The 15,817-nt window shown below is 59.7% G+C and carries 16 protein-coding genes; 11 read left to right on the top strand and 5 right to left on the bottom strand.

From position 1 onward, the window contains the following. Positions 1-38 precede the first annotated feature (38 nt). The 3 genes from ACOYXJ_RS26080 to ACOYXJ_RS26070 all read right to left on the bottom strand — a co-directional run bounded on the left by ACOYXJ_RS26080 (position 39) and on the right by ACOYXJ_RS26070 (position 1,703). Positions 39-260, bottom strand: a complete 222-nt coding sequence (locus tag ACOYXJ_RS26080; protein WP_256661311.1) for a type II toxin-antitoxin system RelE/ParE family toxin — start codon at positions 258-260, stop codon at positions 39-41. 46 nt (positions 261-306) lie between these two features. After that, positions 307-501: a type II toxin-antitoxin system RelB family antitoxin gene (relB, locus tag ACOYXJ_RS26075; protein ID WP_102901959.1), complete on the bottom strand. Its 195-nt coding sequence runs from the start codon at positions 499-501 to the stop codon at positions 307-309. 254 nt (positions 502-755) lie between these two features. Continuing rightward, entirely contained in the window at positions 756-1,703 is a 948-nt protein-coding gene (locus ACOYXJ_RS26070) for a SphA family protein (protein WP_460372366.1), read from the bottom strand. Positions 1,704-1,914: 211 nt separating this feature from the next. On the opposite strand from ACOYXJ_RS26070, the gene ACOYXJ_RS26065 reads away from it, so the two are divergent. The 11 genes from ACOYXJ_RS26065 to ACOYXJ_RS26015 all read left to right on the top strand — a co-directional run bounded on the left by ACOYXJ_RS26065 (position 1,915) and on the right by ACOYXJ_RS26015 (position 12,985). Next, positions 1,915-3,012 (top strand): AraC family transcriptional regulator, encoded by a 1,098-nt coding sequence (locus ACOYXJ_RS26065; protein ID WP_460372364.1) that lies wholly within the window; start codon positions 1,915-1,917, stop codon positions 3,010-3,012. A 316-nt stretch (positions 3,013-3,328) separates the two neighbouring features. Then, the gene (locus ACOYXJ_RS26060) at positions 3,329-4,216 is read left to right on the top strand and encodes a Dyp-type peroxidase (RefSeq protein ID WP_150793509.1); all 888 of its coding nucleotides are present in this window, start codon (positions 3,329-3,331) and stop codon (positions 4,214-4,216) included. Positions 4,217-4,239: 23 nt separating this feature from the next. Next, positions 4,240-5,208 carry a Gfo/Idh/MocA family protein gene (locus ACOYXJ_RS26055; protein ID WP_460372362.1) on the top strand — a complete coding sequence of 323 codons (969 nt, stop codon included), beginning with the start codon at positions 4,240-4,242 and terminating at the stop codon, positions 5,206-5,208. Positions 5,209-5,418: 210 nt separating this feature from the next. Next, entirely contained in the window at positions 5,419-6,186 is a 768-nt protein-coding gene (locus tag ACOYXJ_RS26050) for a GntR family transcriptional regulator (protein WP_460372360.1), read from the top strand. Next, positions 6,183-7,913: a fumarate reductase/succinate dehydrogenase flavoprotein subunit gene (locus tag ACOYXJ_RS26045; protein WP_460372358.1), complete on the top strand. Its 1,731-nt coding sequence runs from the start codon at positions 6,183-6,185 to the stop codon at positions 7,911-7,913. The genes ACOYXJ_RS26050 and ACOYXJ_RS26045 overlap by 4 nt, the downstream gene beginning before the upstream one ends. 28 nt (positions 7,914-7,941) lie before the next feature. Beyond that, positions 7,942-8,187: a 4Fe-4S dicluster domain-containing protein gene (locus ACOYXJ_RS26040; protein ID WP_003225615.1), complete on the top strand. Its 246-nt coding sequence runs from the start codon at positions 7,942-7,944 to the stop codon at positions 8,185-8,187. 211 nt (positions 8,188-8,398) lie between these two features. Continuing rightward, on the top strand, positions 8,399-9,811 hold the full coding sequence (locus tag ACOYXJ_RS26035) for an ABC transporter substrate-binding protein (protein ID WP_460372356.1): 1,413 nt from the start codon (positions 8,399-8,401) through the stop codon (positions 9,809-9,811). Between the two features lie 312 nt (positions 9,812-10,123). Further along, the gene (locus ACOYXJ_RS26030) at positions 10,124-10,903 is read left to right on the top strand and encodes an ABC transporter permease (RefSeq protein WP_102901951.1); all 780 of its coding nucleotides are present in this window, start codon (positions 10,124-10,126) and stop codon (positions 10,901-10,903) included. Continuing rightward, positions 10,903-11,751, top strand: a complete 849-nt coding sequence (locus ACOYXJ_RS26025) for an ABC transporter ATP-binding protein (RefSeq protein ID WP_460372354.1) — start codon at positions 10,903-10,905, stop codon at positions 11,749-11,751. The genes ACOYXJ_RS26030 and ACOYXJ_RS26025 overlap by 1 nt, the downstream gene beginning before the upstream one ends. Beyond that, the gene (locus ACOYXJ_RS26020) at positions 11,748-12,710 is read left to right on the top strand and encodes a HEAT repeat domain-containing protein (RefSeq protein ID WP_460372352.1); all 963 of its coding nucleotides are present in this window, start codon (positions 11,748-11,750) and stop codon (positions 12,708-12,710) included. The genes ACOYXJ_RS26025 and ACOYXJ_RS26020 overlap by 4 nt, the downstream gene beginning before the upstream one ends. Beyond that, on the top strand, positions 12,707-12,985 hold the full coding sequence (locus ACOYXJ_RS26015) for a DUF971 domain-containing protein (RefSeq protein WP_460372350.1): 279 nt from the start codon (positions 12,707-12,709) through the stop codon (positions 12,983-12,985). Before ACOYXJ_RS26020 ends, ACOYXJ_RS26015 begins: the two co-directional genes overlap by 4 nt. A 123-nt stretch (positions 12,986-13,108) precedes the next feature. Here the strand turns inward: ACOYXJ_RS26015 and ACOYXJ_RS26010 are convergent, their stop codons facing one another. Together ACOYXJ_RS26010 and ACOYXJ_RS26005 are read right to left on the bottom strand one after the other, a co-directional pair. Continuing rightward, complete coding sequence (locus tag ACOYXJ_RS26010; protein ID WP_460372348.1) at positions 13,109-13,846, bottom strand: TorF family putative porin; 738 nt, start codon at positions 13,844-13,846, stop codon at positions 13,109-13,111. Positions 13,847-13,993: 147 nt separating this feature from the next. Further along, positions 13,994-15,736: an amidohydrolase gene (locus ACOYXJ_RS26005; protein WP_460372346.1), complete on the bottom strand. Its 1,743-nt coding sequence runs from the start codon at positions 15,734-15,736 to the stop codon at positions 13,994-13,996. Positions 15,737-15,817 lie beyond the last annotated feature (81 nt).

Genomic DNA, 15,817 nt, shown 5'->3' with positions numbered 1-15,817 from the left:
TACGTTTGGGCGGCCTGTTGGTCGCCCTTTTTTTATATTTATGAGGTTCGTGGGTATTGTTGTCGGGTGTGGACTAACGTCAGGATTTTGATGCGCCCGTTCACTCGATAGACCAGCAGATAGTTTGAATTGACCACCATTTCCCGAGTGCCTGGCACTCGGCCGGACCTGTAACCAAAGGGAATTGATGAAAGCCTTTGCGTTGCTGCACCCACCTTGCGCTGCAAAGCCGCTGAAGCGTTGGAATTGTGTTGTTCAATGTAATCGATAATGTCAGCCAGATCGTCCAGAGCCTGATCGCTCCATTCAAGCGGCAGCGAGTCGATTCTTGCGTTTCTCTTCTAATAATTGGTCGAGCCGCACCATGGCTTCCTCATGGGGAATGCCCGGGCGAGGATCATCCAGTGCAGCCTGCACCTTGGCACGAAACCAGCGATCGTAGCTCTCTGCCTCTTCTTCGGATTCGAACTCAGAATAAAACGGGGAAAGCAATATGCTCATATGACCTCCGTGATCAATTTCAAGCAGTCTAAGGCGGGAACGGCCCATTGTCGTCACTGGCTGACGATGCTTCCCATGAGCCCTTGAGGAGCCATGGGATAACGGAGCCCAGTATCTGCAAGCACACCCTTTAAATCTGCCAGACGTTTCCCTCTGTTGTCCGGTAATCTCGACCGCCGCTGTAGGCGTATTCCACCCATGCGGTTTTCAGGTTTTCAGGCTACAAATCCAGGTGCGCTTTCCTACAAATGCACTCAGAACGCATAGGGAATACTCACCTTCGCCCACAACATTTCGCCTTCCGGGCGGTTCTCCACATCAAATTCCTTGGCCCAGCGAATCTCCGCACTGGCGTACTTGAGAAAGGTGAAGTGCAGCGCCGGGCCAATCGCGAACACTTTGCCGCGCACGCCGTCATCGACGTCCTGTCCGGCAAACTGCACGGTGTGGCCGAACTGTTTGTCGTCGGTGGTTTGCTTGAGGTAGTAGCCGTTGATGCCGAGCATCAGGTCGTCGGTGATCTTGTAGCTGGCCGAATAATCGAAGTGGAAGATCTGCCCGGACTTGTAGTCGGTGTCTTTGTTTTTCTCGTTGAAGCTGTAGGTGGTCTTCATCGAGACTTCGGTGCGTTCAGTCGGCAGCCAGGTAAACGAGAACAGCGGCTTGTACGTGTAGAAATTGTTACTGGTGTTGGCCAGTCGATCGACGCTGTATTTGCCGGTGGGCACGGTGACTTCCACGGCGGCACCGAGGGTCAGGTGCTTGCCCATGTCCCACAGAATGATCGGTGCGAAGGTGGTATCGCCCATGCCTTCGCGGGTGTCGCTCAAGCCGAACACCGAGACTTCCTGCTTCAGCCAGGGCTGGGCAATGTAGCCGGCCAGGCGTCCGCCGAACACCCGCACCGGACTCAAGTAATCGATGCGCGGGATCACCGCGGTGGACTCGATTTCGACATTCGGCACCTTGCCGCCGAACGAGCTGATGTTGAGCTTTCGCGCCTTGTAGTGGTTGTAGTAGAGGTTGAACGCAACCATGTTCTCCGGAAGGCTGTCGACTTCCAGCGGCAGCATGAAGAAACCGTCGGTGCCGGTGCCGATGTTGTCGACCCCGGCTTCGGTGGCCAGCGCCGGTACGGTCACGGCGCAACCCAGCAAGGAAAAGGCCAGGCGCAGGGGCAATGTCGCGCGGTTCGGGTGCATATCCGTCCTCATTATTATTGTGTTTTGGGCGCAACGCCGGCACGCGGCACGCCCGGCACTATAGAAATAAGCGCTTGGCGCCCGGCGGGGCAGGGTATTGGCGGACAGTTAGGGGGACTTCTGCGGACAGTCGGCCAACCCTGTGCTAACTTCCTTCGACATAACCGGTTACAAAAATAACAATCAAGCGTGATCCGGAATGTCAGCCCCCATGAATGTAAAAGTCCAAGACCCGACCTTCGAATTGGCGCTGGTCTCGCCATTTCTTTTGCAAACCCTCGCCGAAGTTGCGCAGAACAAAGGCATCGATCCGCAGAGCCTGTGCCGTGGGCTGGGTTTTACCCTTGAGGATCTGCAGGATCCGGCGCAGCGGATTTCTTATCGTCAGGCGGTGGCGATGATTCAGCGCGCACTCAAAGTGTTGCCCAATCAGGGCTTGGGGCTGTGGGTCGGGGCGCAGAATGTACTCGGTACTTTGGGTCTGCTTGGGCATGTGCTGTCGCTGTGCAAGAGCTTGCGCGATGCCTTTGCGCTGGGGATTCGTCACCAACACACCTCGGGTGGAATTGTGGTGTCCAGCGTCGATGTGGTCGACGGGCAGGTGCATCTCGATGCTGAATGTCGTCTGCCATTTGCCGATGTGCAGGTGTTTGCGGTCGAGGAGTTTTTTGCCAGCCTGCTGGTGTATGGCCGCGCACTGGTCGGGGCTGAGTTCAAGGCGATTGCCGTGGAATTCGTGCATGCCGCGCCGGATTATCTGAGCGAATACCAGCGTTTGCTCGGGCCGCAGGTGCGCTTCGGCTGTCTGCACAATCGCATGCTGATCGATGCGCAGTGGCTGGACGTGAATCTGCCCAATCATCATTCGCTGGCGCTGCGTCAGGCCGTTGCGTTGCTGGAACTGGAAGCAGCGCAGGTGCATCAGAAACTTGATTTGATTCAGGCCGTGGAGCGGGCGATTGCCCGGGATCTGAGCAGCGGCAGCCATATTGAAAAGATTGCTGGTGATTTGAATATGAGCAGCCGTACCTTGCGCCGGCGGTTGACCGAGCATGCGCTGACGTTCGAGGCTTTGTTGGAACAGGTGCGCCAGGCGCGGACGCTGAGTCTGTTGGCCAATCCGGATATGCCGATCGAGCGGATTACCGAGGAAGTCGGGTACAGCGATGTGCGCAGTTTTCGCCGGGCGTTCAAGCGCTGGACGGGGTTGAGTCCGAGTGCCTGGCGTAATGACGCTAACCCTCACCCCAGCCCTCTCCCGGAGGGAGAGGGGGCCGACCGAAGTGTCTTGCGAGTTACATCGACCTGAAAGATCTGTGTCGATTTTGGATTCACAGGTGCACGCTCAATTCGGTGTCTCACCTCGATCATTCCCTCACCCCAGCCCTCTCCCGGAGGGAGAGGGAGCCGACGGGAGTGTCTTGCGTCATGCATCGACCTGAAAGATCTGTGTCGATTATGGATTCGGTACAGCACGTTCAAGTCGGTGCAGATCCTCAAGATCCCCCAATCAGTTCCCTCTCCCTCCGGGAGAGGGCTAGGGTGAGGGGCTTTTGACTCCCGCCAAACCCACACAAACCCTCCGGCCACAGGTAAACTCCCGCGCACTTTCCCAAGGAGTTCACATGAGTTACTACCAGCCGGGCATTCTCGCCACCCCAGTTCCTGCGCAAGCGCGTCACCTGTTTTTCGCCCTTGAGTCGGTGGAAGCCCTGCCGCAGGCGATCGACAACCTGATCAATCAGGTGGACGGCCAGTCGGCGGTGGTCGGTTTCGGCGAATCCCTGGCCAAAGCCCTTAACGTGCAGATCGACGGCCTGCGCAGCTTTCCGGCCATGACGGGTGTCGGCGTCGAGAACCCCTCGACCCAACACGCGCTATGGGTCTGGCTGCACGGCGTCGACCGTGGTGACCTGCTCAACCGCTGCAACGCCCTCGAAGCCGCACTGGCCCCGGCCCTGCGCCTGGTAGAAATGCAGGAAGCCTTCCGCCACAAGGACGGCCACGATCTGACTGGCTATGAAGACGGCACCGAAAACCCCCACGATGACGCCGCCATCGCCGCCGCTCTGCAAAGTGCAGGCACTGACGGCATGGTCGGCGGCAGCTTCGCCGCGATCCAGCAGTGGCAGCACGACCTCAAGGGTTTCCACAAACTCTCGTCCGAGGACAAAGACAACATCATGGGCCGTCGCCTCAGCGACAACGAAGAGATTGACGATGCGCCAATCTCCGCCCACGTCAAACGCACCGCGCAGGAAAGCTTCGCGCCGGAAGCGTTTGTCGTGCGCCGCTCGATGCCGTGGATCGAAGGTGATCGCGCCGGCCTGATGTTCCTCGCTTTCGGTTTCTCGCTGGATGCCTTCGAAGCGCAACTGCGCCGTATGAGCGGTCTGGAAGACGGCATCACCGATGGCCTGTATCGCATCAGCCGACCGATTACTGGCGGCTACTACTGGTGCCCGCCGCTGAAGGACGGTCACCTCGATTTGCGCGCTTTGCGCATTGGCTGATCTTGAAAAAAAGGGACTGAAAAATGAACGTGGTGCGCTGGGGTATGATCGGTTGCGGTGATGTCACTGAACGCAAGAGCGGGCCGGCCTTCTACAAGGTGCCCGGTTCGGCCTTGGTGGCGGTGATGGGCCGACGGCTTGAGGCGGTGACTGACTACGCCGCGCGCCATGGCATCGCCCGGGTCTACACCGATGTCGATGCGCTGATCAACGATCCCGAGGTGGACGCGGTGTACATCGCCACGCCACCCGACAGCCACCACGCCTACAGCCTGAAAGTCGCCGCGGCCGGCAAACATTGCTGTGTGGAAAAACCGATGGCGCTGAACGCCGGGCAAAGTCGCGAGATGCAACAGGCGTTTGCCGAGGCCGGTTTGCACCTGTTCGTTGCCTACTACCGTCGCTCATTGCCGCGTTTTGCGCAGGTGCGGCAATGGTTGGAGGAGGGACGCATTGGTGACGTGCGGCACTTGAGCTGGACGCTGACCAAAGCGCCATCGCCGGCAGATATGGACGGTCGCGACAACTGGCGCACCGATCCGGCGGTAGCCGGTGGCGGGTACTTCGCTGATCTGGCCAGTCATGGCTTTGACCTGTTCCAGTATTTGCTTGGCGACATTGTCGACATCGCCGGTTTCACCGCGCGTCAGGCCGGGTTGTATGCGGCAGAAGACGCGGTCAGCGCCAGTTGGCGTTTCGCCTCCGGGGCGCTGGGCATGGGCTGCTGGAGCTTTGTTGCGGATCGGCGTGAGGATCGGGTCGAGATCATCGGCAGCCTTGGGCGGATCAGTTTTTCGGTGTTTGATGAACATCCGGTGCAGTTGCAGGCCGATGAACACATCAGCCTGGAAATCCCCCATCACGAGCACATTCAGTGGCATCACGTGCTGGGCATGAATGCGCATATTCGTGGCGACTCACAACATCCCGCCGTCGCCGAACATGCGCTCAAGACCGACTGGGTCATGGACCAGATCCTCAAACGCCAGTAGCACATAACTCCCCTGTAGGCCTTCGCCTGCTCGCGATAGCGGTGTGTCAGACAACACATCAATGACTGACCGATCGCTATCGCGAGCAGGCTCACTCCTACAAAAAGCGATCGTGTGAAGCATCTAAGGTTATGCCCATTCGGTATTTCTCAACCTTGTCATAACAACTCTAAGATCACGTCATAACTCGTTATAACAAGTGATCCCGTGATGACCGATAACGTTCTCTCTTTAAGCCCGCTCTCCTTATCAAGTGTCCCGCTGCACACCCAGCTGCGCGACGTCCTCCGTGCGCGGATCCTCGACGGCGAATACCCGCAAGACAGCCAGATGCCCTCCGAGAGCGAACTCGGTGCACTGTTCAAAGTCAGCCGCATCACCGTGCGCCAGGCGCTCGGCGATCTGCAAAAGGAAGGGCTGATCTTCAAGATCCACGGCAAAGGCACCTTCGTCGCCAAGCCGAAAACCTTTCAGAACGTCAGCAGCCTGCAAGGCCTCGCCGAGTCGATGACCGGCCGTGGCTACGAGGTGATCAACCGCCTGCGCAGCTTCAAATTCATCCCGGCCGACAAGCGTGTCGCCGAGCGTTTGCAGATCGCCGAGGGCGAGACCGTCGCGCAGATCAAACGTGTACGGCTGATCAACCGTGAGCCGATCTCGCTGGAAATCACTTACCTGCCGAAAGCCGTCGGCGAGCGTCTGGAGAAGGCCGATCTGGTCACCCGCGACATCTTCCTGATCCTCGAAAACGACTGCGGCATCGCCCTCGGCCACGCCGATCTGGCCATCGACGCGGTGCTGGCCGACAGCGACCTGACCCAGGCGCTGAACGTCGAGGCCGGCTCGCCGATCATGCGCATCGAACGTCTGACCCACGACGCCCAAGGCCAGCCGCTGGACTTCGAACACCTTTACTACCGTGGCGATGCGTTCCAGTACCGCCTGCGGATCGACCGGCAAAAAGGGGAGCAGGCATGACCCGCAACGTTCTCGAACAGGAATACGACATCGTCGTCATCGGCGGTGGCACCGCTGGCCCGATGGCCGCGATCAAGGCCAAGGAAAACAACCGCGACTTGCGCGTGTTGCTGGTCGACAAGGCCAACGTCAAACGCAGCGGCGCGATCAGCATGGGCATGGACGGCCTGAACAACGCGATCATTCCCGGCCACTCGACACCGGAGCAGTACACCAAGGAAATCACCATCGCCAACGACGGCATCGTCAATCAAGCCGCCGTTTACGCCTACGCCACCCACAGCTTTGAAACCATCGAGCAGCTGGACCGTTGGGGCGTGAAGTTCGAGAAAGACGAAACCGGCGATTACGCGGTGAAAAAAGTCCACCACATGGGCGCCTACGTGCTGCCGATGCCGGAAGGGCACGACATCAAAAAAGTCCTTTATCGCCAGTTGAAACGTGCGCGAGTGAGCATCACCAATCGCCTCGTGTGCACGCGGTTACTGACTGACGCGGAGGGCACCGTCAACGGTGTGATGGGCTTCGATTGCCGCACCGCCGACTTTCATGTGATCAAGGCCAAAGCCGTGATCCTCGCCTGCGGTGCCGCCGGACGCCTCGGTCTGCCGTCGTCGGGCTACCTGATGGGCACCTACGAGAACCCGACCAATGCCGGCGACGGCTACGCGATGGCCTATCACGCCGGCGCCGAACTGGCCAACCTCGAATGCTTCCAGATCAACCCGCTGATCAAGGATTACAACGGCCCGGCCTGCGCCTACGTCACCGGCCCGTTGGGCGGCTACACCGCCAACAACAAGGGCGAACGCTTCATCGAGTGCGACTACTGGAGCGGGCAGATGATGTGGGAATTCCACCAGGAACTGGAGAGCGGCAACGGCCCGGTGTTCCTCAAGCTCGATCACTTGGCCGAGGAAACCATCCAGAACATCGAGGAGATTCTGCACAGCAACGAGCGCCCGAGCCGTGGTCAATTCCACGCCAATCGCGGCACCGATTACCGCACGCAGATGGTCGAAATGCACATTTCCGAAATCGGCTTTTGCAGCGGTCACTCGGCGTCCGGCGTGTGGGTCAACGAGCGGGCAGAAACCTCGGTGAAAGGTTTGTACTCGGCCGGTGACATGGCTGCCGTGCCGCACAATTACATGCTCGGTGCCTTCACCTACGGCTGGTTCGCCGGGCATAACGCCGCCGACTTTGTCGCCGGGCGCGAGTTTTCTGCGCTGGATGCCGAGCAGATCGAAAAGGAAAAGGCCCGGGTCTACGCACCGCTGGATCGTGAGCACGGTCTGCCGCCGGCCCAGGTCGAATACAAGCTGCGGCGCTTCGTCAACGATTACCTGCAACCGCCGAAAGTCACCAAGAAGATGCAAATCGGCCTGCAACGCTTCAGCGACATCGAACGCGATCTCGAGCAGATGAAGGCCAACAACGCCCACGAACTGATGCGCGCGATGGAAACCAGCGTGATCCGCGACTGCGCCGAAATGGCCGCGCGCGCCTCGTTGTTCCGTGCCGAAAGCCGCTGGGGCCTGTACCACTATCGCGTCGATCACCCGCAGCGCGACGACAGTGAATGGTTCTGCCATTGCCATCTGAAGAAGGGCGATGACGGCCAGATGACCAGTTTCAAGAAAGCCGTCGAGCCTTACATCATCCCGCTTGATGCCGAGGAAATGCAGGCTTACGACCGCTTGCGGGTCGGCGCTTTCGCCGCTTGATACATCAATAAATCAAAGAGTCCGAACCATGGCCTATCAAGCTCAGGAAATCTTCTTCCGCTCCAACGCCCCCGTCACCGTGGACGAGGACAAATGCATCGCCGAAAAGGGCTGCACCGTGTGTGTCGACGTTTGCCCGATGGACTTGCTGGCGATCAACCCGGCGACGCAGAAGGCCTATATGGCGTTCGATGAATGCTGGTACTGCATGCCGTGCGAGAAGGATTGCCCGACGGGTGCCGTCAAAGTCGATATCCCCTATCTCCTGCGTTGAAACGTTTTCCCCTGTAGGAGTGAGCCTGCTCGCGATAGCGGTGGGTCAGATGTAGATGTGCTACCTGACACACCGCTATCGCGAGCAGGTTCACTCCTACATTGGATTTGTGGCAAGCCATTAGCCATCCGGAAATACCCGGACGCTGGATTCACCGAAAACCCCTCGTTTCCCACCGCGCCCTGATCGCGGCGGAGACGAACTCAAATAAATGATTCGAGGGGAAACAACCATGTTGCGTGCAGCAATCGCCGGTCTGGTACTGGCTTCGTTCACCGTGTCGGCCTCGGCCGAAACCATCCGTATCGCCATCGGCACCCAGGACACCACCATCAACTGCGCCGCCGGCGGCTTGTTGATTCGTGAGCTCGGTCTGCTCGACAAATATTTGCCCCACGACGGCGCCTACAAAGACGCCAAATACGACGTGCAGTGGAAGAACTTCACCAGCGGCGCGCCGCTGACCAACGAGATGGTCGCCGGCAAACTCGACTTCGGCGCCATGGCCGATTTTCCCGGTGCGTTCAACGGTGTCGCGTTTGAAACCGCCGGCAAGCACAGCCTGTTTATCAGCGTGTTGTCGGGGAGCATCAAGGGCAGCGGCAACGGCATCGTTGTGCCGAGCGCGTCCGGCGTGCAGGCGCTCAGCGAACTCAAAGGCAAGACGATTTCTGTGCCGTTCGCTTCCACCGCCCACGGCATGTTGCTGCGCGCGGTAGCGGCGCAGGGCTGGGATCCGCTCAAGGACGTCAACATCATTGCCCAGCCGCCGGAAGTCGCCGGCTCCGCGTTGCAGGCCGGCAAGATCGACGCCCACGCTGATTTTGTGCCGTTCGCCGAACTGTTCCCGAGCCGGGGTTTCGCCCGCAAGATTTATGACGGCGCTCAGGCCAATGCGCCGACGTTCCATGGTGCGCTGGTGGATCAGGCGTATGCGAAGAAGTACCCGGAAGTCGTCGTCGCGTACCTGCGCGCGAGTATCGAGGCCAATCAATTGCTCGCCGCCGAGCCTGAGAAGTACAGCGAGCTGATCGCCAAAGTCACCGGCGTCGATGCCGAGGTGAATTACCTGTTCCACGGCCCGCTCGGCGTGCAGACCCGCGACCTGAGCTGGAAGCCGGAATATCGTCAGGCGGTTGGTACGGCCATCGATACGTTGAAGCTGTTGAAGAAGGCTGATCGTGGGCTCGATCTGAATACGTTTATTGACGATCAGTACATCCGTGCGGCGTTCAAGGCGTCGAATCTGGATTACTCGGCGCAGTTGGCCAACTACGCGCAGACACCGTTGAAGGCTACCGGTAAAGCGATCACTGACTTTAGCCACGTTGCAGAAATCTGGGTGCGCGGTGAGAGCAAGGTGCGGCAGTACGCGTCTGCGGAAGAGGCGTTCGCTGCACTCGCCGCATTGAAGCAGGAAGGCAAAACCATTCGCGCGGTGTATGCGCAGGCCAGTGACAGCGGGATCAAGTTGCTCGCCGAGCAGGCGTGGTTTGCCAGTGATGCGAAGGGACGGTTAAGTGCGTTTTTGCTTAAGGGGCAGGCTCAGCAATATGCCTCGGCACAGGGTGGCAAGGTTTTTGACTTCAGCGATGCCACGACCCAAGCGGTTGCTGCTCGCTGATTGAAGATCAAAAGCCCCTCACCCTAGCCCTCTCCCAAAGGGAGAGGGGACTGACCGCGGTGTTTGGGCAAGGTACGCCGACCTGAAATACCGAGTCGAACTCAGGTTTGAAAGGCATGAAGATCGGCTCCTTCTTGAGCCGAACTCAGGTTTGAAAGGCGTGAAGATCAGCTCCCTTTCAAGCTGAGCGCAGGTTTTGAAAAGCTCGGAGATCGGCTCCCTTTCCCCCTCGCCCCCCCTTGGGGGGAGAGGGCTGGGGTGAGGGGGGTAAATCTCAACCACAACACAGATCCAGAACTGGAAACCCGCTCCATGAAAACACCCATCCGCTGGACATCAAGAGCCGCCTCACTGCTGCTCTGCCTGCTGTTCTGGCAACTCGCCGCCAGCCACCACTGGAACCTCGGCCTCGTCACCTTCGCCAACGTGCCGACACCCATCGCGGTGATCGAAGCCGCATTGGGCCTCGGCGACTCCGGCAAGCTCCTGCAACACCTCACCGCCAGCCTCAGCCGCGTCTTCGCCGGTTACCTCGCTGCACTAGTCATCGGCATCGCCCTCGGCCTGGCCATCGGCCGTTCAAAATGGGCCGAAGACCTGCTGCTGCCACCCCTCGAAGTCCTGCGCCCGATCCCCGCCGTGGCATGGATTCCATTGGCCATCCTGATGTTCCCATCGTCCGAGCTGTCGATGGTCTTCATCACCTTCACCGGCGCGCTGTTCCCGATCCTGCTCAACACCGTGCACGGCGTCGAAGGCGTCGACCCACGCCTGATCGCCTCAGCGAAAAGCCTCGGGGCAGGGCGCCGCGCAATCCTGCTCGAAGTGATCCTGCCCGGCGCCGCACCCAGCATCATCACGGGTCTTGCGATCGGCATGGGCACTTCGTGGTTCTGTCTGGTCACCGCGGAAATGATCTCCGGCCAGTTCGGCATCGGTTACTACACCTGGGAGTCCTACACCATTCAGAACTACGCCGACATCGTCGTCGGCATGCTGCTGATCGGCGTGTTGGGCATGGGCAGCAGTCTGCTGATCAAACGTCTGGGCGGGTTGTTCACGCCTTGGCATCGACCGCGAGGAAAAGCCTGATGAGCGTGATGCAAACCCCGGAAGGGCGGATCGACATTCGCCAAATGTCCATCGTTCTCGGCGCAGGGCGGGAAGCGTTCGAAGCGGTGCGCGAACTCGATTGCCAGATCGAACCGGGCCAGTTCGTCTGCATTCTTGGCCCGTCCGGTTGCGGTAAATCGACCTTGCTCGGTGCGTTGGCCGGGCATCTGCAGGCGCACGCCGGCAGCCTGAAAGTCGATGGCGCCGCGGTGTCCGGTCCTTCACCGCAGCGCGGCATGGTGTTCCAGCATCACACGCTGTTTCCGTGGCGCACGGTTCGCGACAACGTTGCCTTTGGCCTGAAGATGCGCGGCATCGGCAAGGCTGAACGGCATCGCGCTGCCGATGACATCCTCAAACTGGTCGGCCTCGAAGGTTTCGCCGAGCGCTGGCCCGATCAACTCTCCGGCGGCATGCAGCAACGCGTCGAAATCGCCCGAGTGCTGGTCAACCGTCCGCGTTTACTGCTGATGGACGAACCGTTTGGCGCGCTGGATGCGCTGACTCGTTTGAACATGCAGGAACTGTTGCTGGACATCTGGACGCGGATCCGCACCACGGTGGTGTTCGTCACTCACGACATCGACGAGGCGCTGTTCCTCGCCGACCGCTTGTTGGTGATGAGCGCACGACCGGGGCGAATCATCGAAGACTTGCGCCTGGATTTCGCCCGGCCACGCACCAGCGAACTGGTCACCAGTCCTGAATTCTCGCGCCTCAAACGCCACTGTCTCGACCTGCTGCGCCACGACGATGACCGACCGCTGCCGCGCCTCAATCCGCTCGGCCTGCCTCCCGAAAACCCTTTGCCGCGATTTGCCCTATGACCTCTATTTTTGCTGTGACCGATAACCAAGACATTCTCGATCTGCAACCGCGCCTGACCGCTGAAGACGCCGGCGTGCGGCGCATTGCGCTGATTGATCTGGCCGATCTCGAAGAGCCGGATGGCTTGCTCTGGCTGGTCGATCGCCTCGGCCAGGATTCTGCTGAAGAAGTCCGCGCTGAAGCCGCGCGTTTGCTGGAGGCCTGGGAGGATGAAGACGTTGTGCAAGCCTTGTGCGAGGCGCTGACCGACTCGTCGCCCGCCGTGCAATCCGCTGCTGCGCAGAGCTTGAGTCTGCTCAAGACTGAAGCAGCGGGGCGGGTGATTCTGCCGTGGACCGATCACGCTGACGTCAGCGTGCGTATCGCCGCGTTTCGCGCCTTGCGCGAGTTGCGTTTCGCTGAAGCGGCTCCTTCAGCCGTCGCGGCATTGAACGATGCCGACGCCAATGTCCGTCGCGAAGCCGTGGGCGTGCTCGGCTGGCTCAAGCAACTCGACGCACTGCCAGCCCTGGCGCGATTGGCCAGTGACGATCCGGACACCGAAGTGCGCCGCGCGGCCACCGGTGCCCTCGGTTTGGCCTCCAGCGCCGAAGTCCTCCCGGCCCTGCGCCAGGCCTTGCAGGACAATGCCTGGCAAGTGCGCGAAGAAGCCGCAACGACACTGGGCAAAGTCGGCCACCGCGACGCGGGCCCGGCGCTGGTCGAAGCCTTGAGCGACGATTACTGGCAAGTTCGCCTGCGCGCCACTCGCAGCCTCGGTCGGCTGCGTTTCGCTCCAGCGCTGGACGCGTTGATCGAGACCCTCGGCCATCGCATCAGCAACCTGCGCAAAGAGGCCGCGCTGGCCTTGGGTGAATTGAATGATCGTGGTGCTGTGGCGGCATTACAGGCCGCCAAGGACGACGGCGACCCGGAAGTGCGCAAAGCCGTGCGCATTGCCTTGAGTCAATTGCAATGAACCCGCTGTCGGTGGGTAATTCACAGAGTGAAGGGACGCTACGCCTGAGCTGGCCGGATGGCCGCGAACAACAGCTCAACCACGCCGAACTGCGCCGCCAATGCCCGTGCTCGCAATGCCGCGCGTTTCGCCTCAAAGGTCTGACGCCCATGGTCGATGACCGCGTACGCCTGATCGAACTCAACCCCCAGGGCTACGGCGTGCAACTGGTGTTCAGCGACGGCCATCAGCGCGGCATCTACCCGTGGCCCTATCTGGCACAACTCAATTCTTAACCCGACAAATATCCAAATGTGGGAGCGAGCCTGCTCGCGAATGCGGTGGTTCATTCAGCATTGATGGCGACTGATATACCGCCTTCGCGAGCAGGCTCGCTCCCACAGGTGGTCAGCGTTTTTTCAGAAAGATTTGCTGACGCTGGCAACGACGGTGGCGGTGCAGACGTCTTTGAAACCCCAGTTGCTCAGACATTGGGTTTGTGAGAGATCGGTGTCGATGTAGCTCAGGCCCAACACCACCCCCGCCAGATTGTGGGTGAGTTTCACCTCCCATTCGCGGTACGACTCTTCGGCGCTACCGGACGCCGAATACAAATGCGGATCCTTGAAATCCATATTGCCGTAACGCAGCTTCAAGCCTGAATCGTACGGCAATTCAGTTTCATAACTGATGTAGGTATAGAGCGAGTTCTGCTGGCTATCGATCCCCGGTGCATCGCTGGAGTAATACGCCGCCAGTTTCACCCCATAAACTCCGAGAATCCCGTAGACCTCGCTTTGGTTGAACTGGCTTTCCTTGGGGTAGGCGTACTTGATGTAGCCCAGATCGAGGCTGACCTCCTCGGTCGCCTGCCACAGCCAACCGCCGTAGTAATCGACCTCCTGCCGGGTTTTCAGACCACCGCCGAAATCAACGTTGGAACTCCACGCACCGAGGTACAGACCGCTGCTGTGAGCGAGAGTCAGACCGGCCTGCACCGCTGGGTCATTTTGCGTTTGCGAGATGCCGCGGGTGCGGTAATCGCTGGCCAGGGTCAGGTCGACCAACAGCGCAAAATCATCGTTCAAAGGGATCGCTTGGCTGCTCAAGGGCAGCACGCTCAAGAAACTCAGGGCGAACAGGGGCAAGGCTTTCATGTGAAGTCCCGATGTTGTGATTATTTTTGGGCAGTACGAAAACCTTGTAGGAGTGAGCCTGCTCGCGATAGCGGTGTGTCAGGTGTCGATGTGTTGTCTGACACACCGCTATCGCGAGCAGGCTCACTCCTACAGGGGATTTTGTTGTTATTGAGTGGCGGCGTAGACCTGACGGCCGCCGAACCAGGTCTGCAACACCCGGGTGTCATGCAGGGCCTTGTTGTCGACGCTGAACACATCGCGATCGAGCACGATGAAATCCGCCTGTTTACCCGGCGTCAGCGAGCCGATCTGTTTTTCCAGGCCAATCGTGCGCGCCGCATTAACGGTGTAGGCATAAAACATGGTGTCGCGATCCAGACGTTCCTCGGCGTTGAGCACGCCCAACGGCCCGACACGAGTAATCGCCTGGGCCATGGCATTGAACGGATTCGGCGTCGACACCGGCCAGTCACTGGCGCCGGCAATCGTCGCGCCCTGTTTCAGCAACGAGTGCGCTGGATATTGATAGCGAAAGGCGAGGGCACTGACGTAGGGTTTGATCATGTCGGTGGTGTAATCGTCGGCGCTAGCCCACAGCAGTTGCATCGAGGCGATGACATTGAGCGGTTTGAAGCGGGCGAACTCTTGCGGGTTGACCATTTGCAGGTGAGTGATCGAGTGGGTCACGCCGCTCTGGCGATCCTTGCGTGCCTGAGCGATGCCGTTCAGTGACTCACGCACCGCGCGGTCGCCGATCGCGTGGATATGCACCAGCCAGCCGCGCTGGTCGATGGCACTGACCAGTTCGCCGAAATGTTGCGGGTCGATCAGCAGTTCGCCCTGTTTGTGCGAGTTGCTGTACGGATCGATCATCGCCGCGCTCTGCGCCGGGAACTCGATCACGCCGTCGGCGAAGATCTTGATCCCGGGCAGGGTCAGGTTGGGGATGCCCTGAAATTGCTGGCGCACCTTGTCCAGCGTGTCGAGGTCGGCCGGCACGCTTTTCGGGTTGGCCACCAGCAGCGCGGCGACGTGCACGCTCATGTCGCCGCTTTCCGACAGTGCTTTATAGGCCGGTAGCACGCCGACGGTTTTCTCGGTGGGTTTGAGGGCGAACACTGCTTCGCCCGGTGCGGCGTTGGCGGCCGGATCCATCCACGCGGTGATGCCGAGGCTGTTGTTGTAGCGCACCGCTGATTTGGCGGCGTTCAACATGTCGGCGGGGCTTGGCACCGGCATTTTCGAGGCGACCCGATCCCAACCGGCGTCGACCACAAAGCCGTTTGGCTCACCGTTGGCCAGTTTGCCGATGGTGTCTTTTTCCGCGTCGGGCAGGGTTTTCAGTAGCGCCGCGTCGATGCCGGCGCGCTTGAGCATCACATTGTTGGCCCACGCCGTATGGTGGTCGCTGCCGATAAATACCACTGGCACATTGGCCCATTCGCCACTGTTGAAGGTGTTGCCCATGGTTTCGGCCTGCGCCCAATAAACCGAACTCATGCCAGCGATGCTTAACACATCACCGTGTCTGGCCTTGCCGTCTTCACGCCAGGCGCGCAGACGTTTTTGCAGTTCGTCGAGGTCGACGACTTCGTCTTCCATGTTCGCCGAGACCATTTCCAGTCCGCCGAAAATCGCGTGGGAATGGCTGTCGATCAGACCGGGCATCAGCGCTTTGCCCTTGAGATCGATGACTTTTGTGCCGGGTTCGATCAAGGCTTTGATCTGCGCATCGCTGCCGACTTTCAGCACTTTGCCGTTCTCCACGGCCAGCGCTTGTACTTTGGGTTGCGCGCGGTCGGCGGTGAAAATCTTGCCGTTGAGCAGGATCAGATCAGGTGCTGCCATGGCTTCCATCGAGGCAAAACTTACAGCGGCTACCAGCAGACTCGGGATGAATCTTTTCATTGAAGATTTCCTTGTTATTGCGTCTGATCGCGAGATTAGTGGCTGGTGGCGCCGGACAGAACGCCTCCCTCACGAAAAACG

The sequence above is a fragment of the Pseudomonas sp. Tul2A7 genome, assembly GCF_054790505.1.
This window is presented reverse-complemented; position numbering and strand designations above follow the sequence as displayed.

Bases quoted from the DNA above. Each gene is read 5' to 3' on its own strand.
- relB (WP_102901959.1), bottom strand. From the start codon at position 501: ATGAGCATATTGCTTTCCCCGTTTTATTCTGAGTTCGAATCCGAAGAA.
- ACOYXJ_RS26070 (WP_460372366.1), bottom strand. From the start codon at position 1,703: ATGCACCCGAACCGCGCGACATTGCCCCTGCGCCTGGCCTTTTCCTTG.
- ACOYXJ_RS26065 (WP_460372364.1), top strand. From the start codon at position 1,915: ATGAATGTAAAAGTCCAAGACCCGACCTTCGAATTGGCGCTGGTCTCG.
- ACOYXJ_RS26060 (WP_150793509.1), top strand. From the start codon at position 3,329: ATGAGTTACTACCAGCCGGGCATTCTCGCCACCCCAGTTCCTGCGCAA.
- ACOYXJ_RS26055 (WP_460372362.1), top strand. From the start codon at position 4,240: ATGAACGTGGTGCGCTGGGGTATGATCGGTTGCGGTGATGTCACTGAA.
- ACOYXJ_RS26050 (WP_460372360.1), top strand. From the start codon at position 5,419: ATGACCGATAACGTTCTCTCTTTAAGCCCGCTCTCCTTATCAAGTGTC.
- ACOYXJ_RS26045 (WP_460372358.1), top strand. From the start codon at position 6,183: ATGACCCGCAACGTTCTCGAACAGGAATACGACATCGTCGTCATCGGC.
- ACOYXJ_RS26040 (WP_003225615.1), top strand. From the start codon at position 7,942: ATGGCCTATCAAGCTCAGGAAATCTTCTTCCGCTCCAACGCCCCCGTC.
- ACOYXJ_RS26035 (WP_460372356.1), top strand. From the start codon at position 8,399: ATGATTCGAGGGGAAACAACCATGTTGCGTGCAGCAATCGCCGGTCTG.
- ACOYXJ_RS26030 (WP_102901951.1), top strand. From the start codon at position 10,124: ATGAAAACACCCATCCGCTGGACATCAAGAGCCGCCTCACTGCTGCTC.
- ACOYXJ_RS26025 (WP_460372354.1), top strand. From the start codon at position 10,903: ATGAGCGTGATGCAAACCCCGGAAGGGCGGATCGACATTCGCCAAATG.
- ACOYXJ_RS26020 (WP_460372352.1), top strand. From the start codon at position 11,748: ATGACCTCTATTTTTGCTGTGACCGATAACCAAGACATTCTCGATCTG.
- ACOYXJ_RS26015 (WP_460372350.1), top strand. From the start codon at position 12,707: ATGAACCCGCTGTCGGTGGGTAATTCACAGAGTGAAGGGACGCTACGC.
- ACOYXJ_RS26010 (WP_460372348.1), bottom strand. From the start codon at position 13,846: ATGAAAGCCTTGCCCCTGTTCGCCCTGAGTTTCTTGAGCGTGCTGCCC.
- ACOYXJ_RS26005 (WP_460372346.1), bottom strand. From the start codon at position 15,736: ATGAAAAGATTCATCCCGAGTCTGCTGGTAGCCGCTGTAAGTTTTGCC.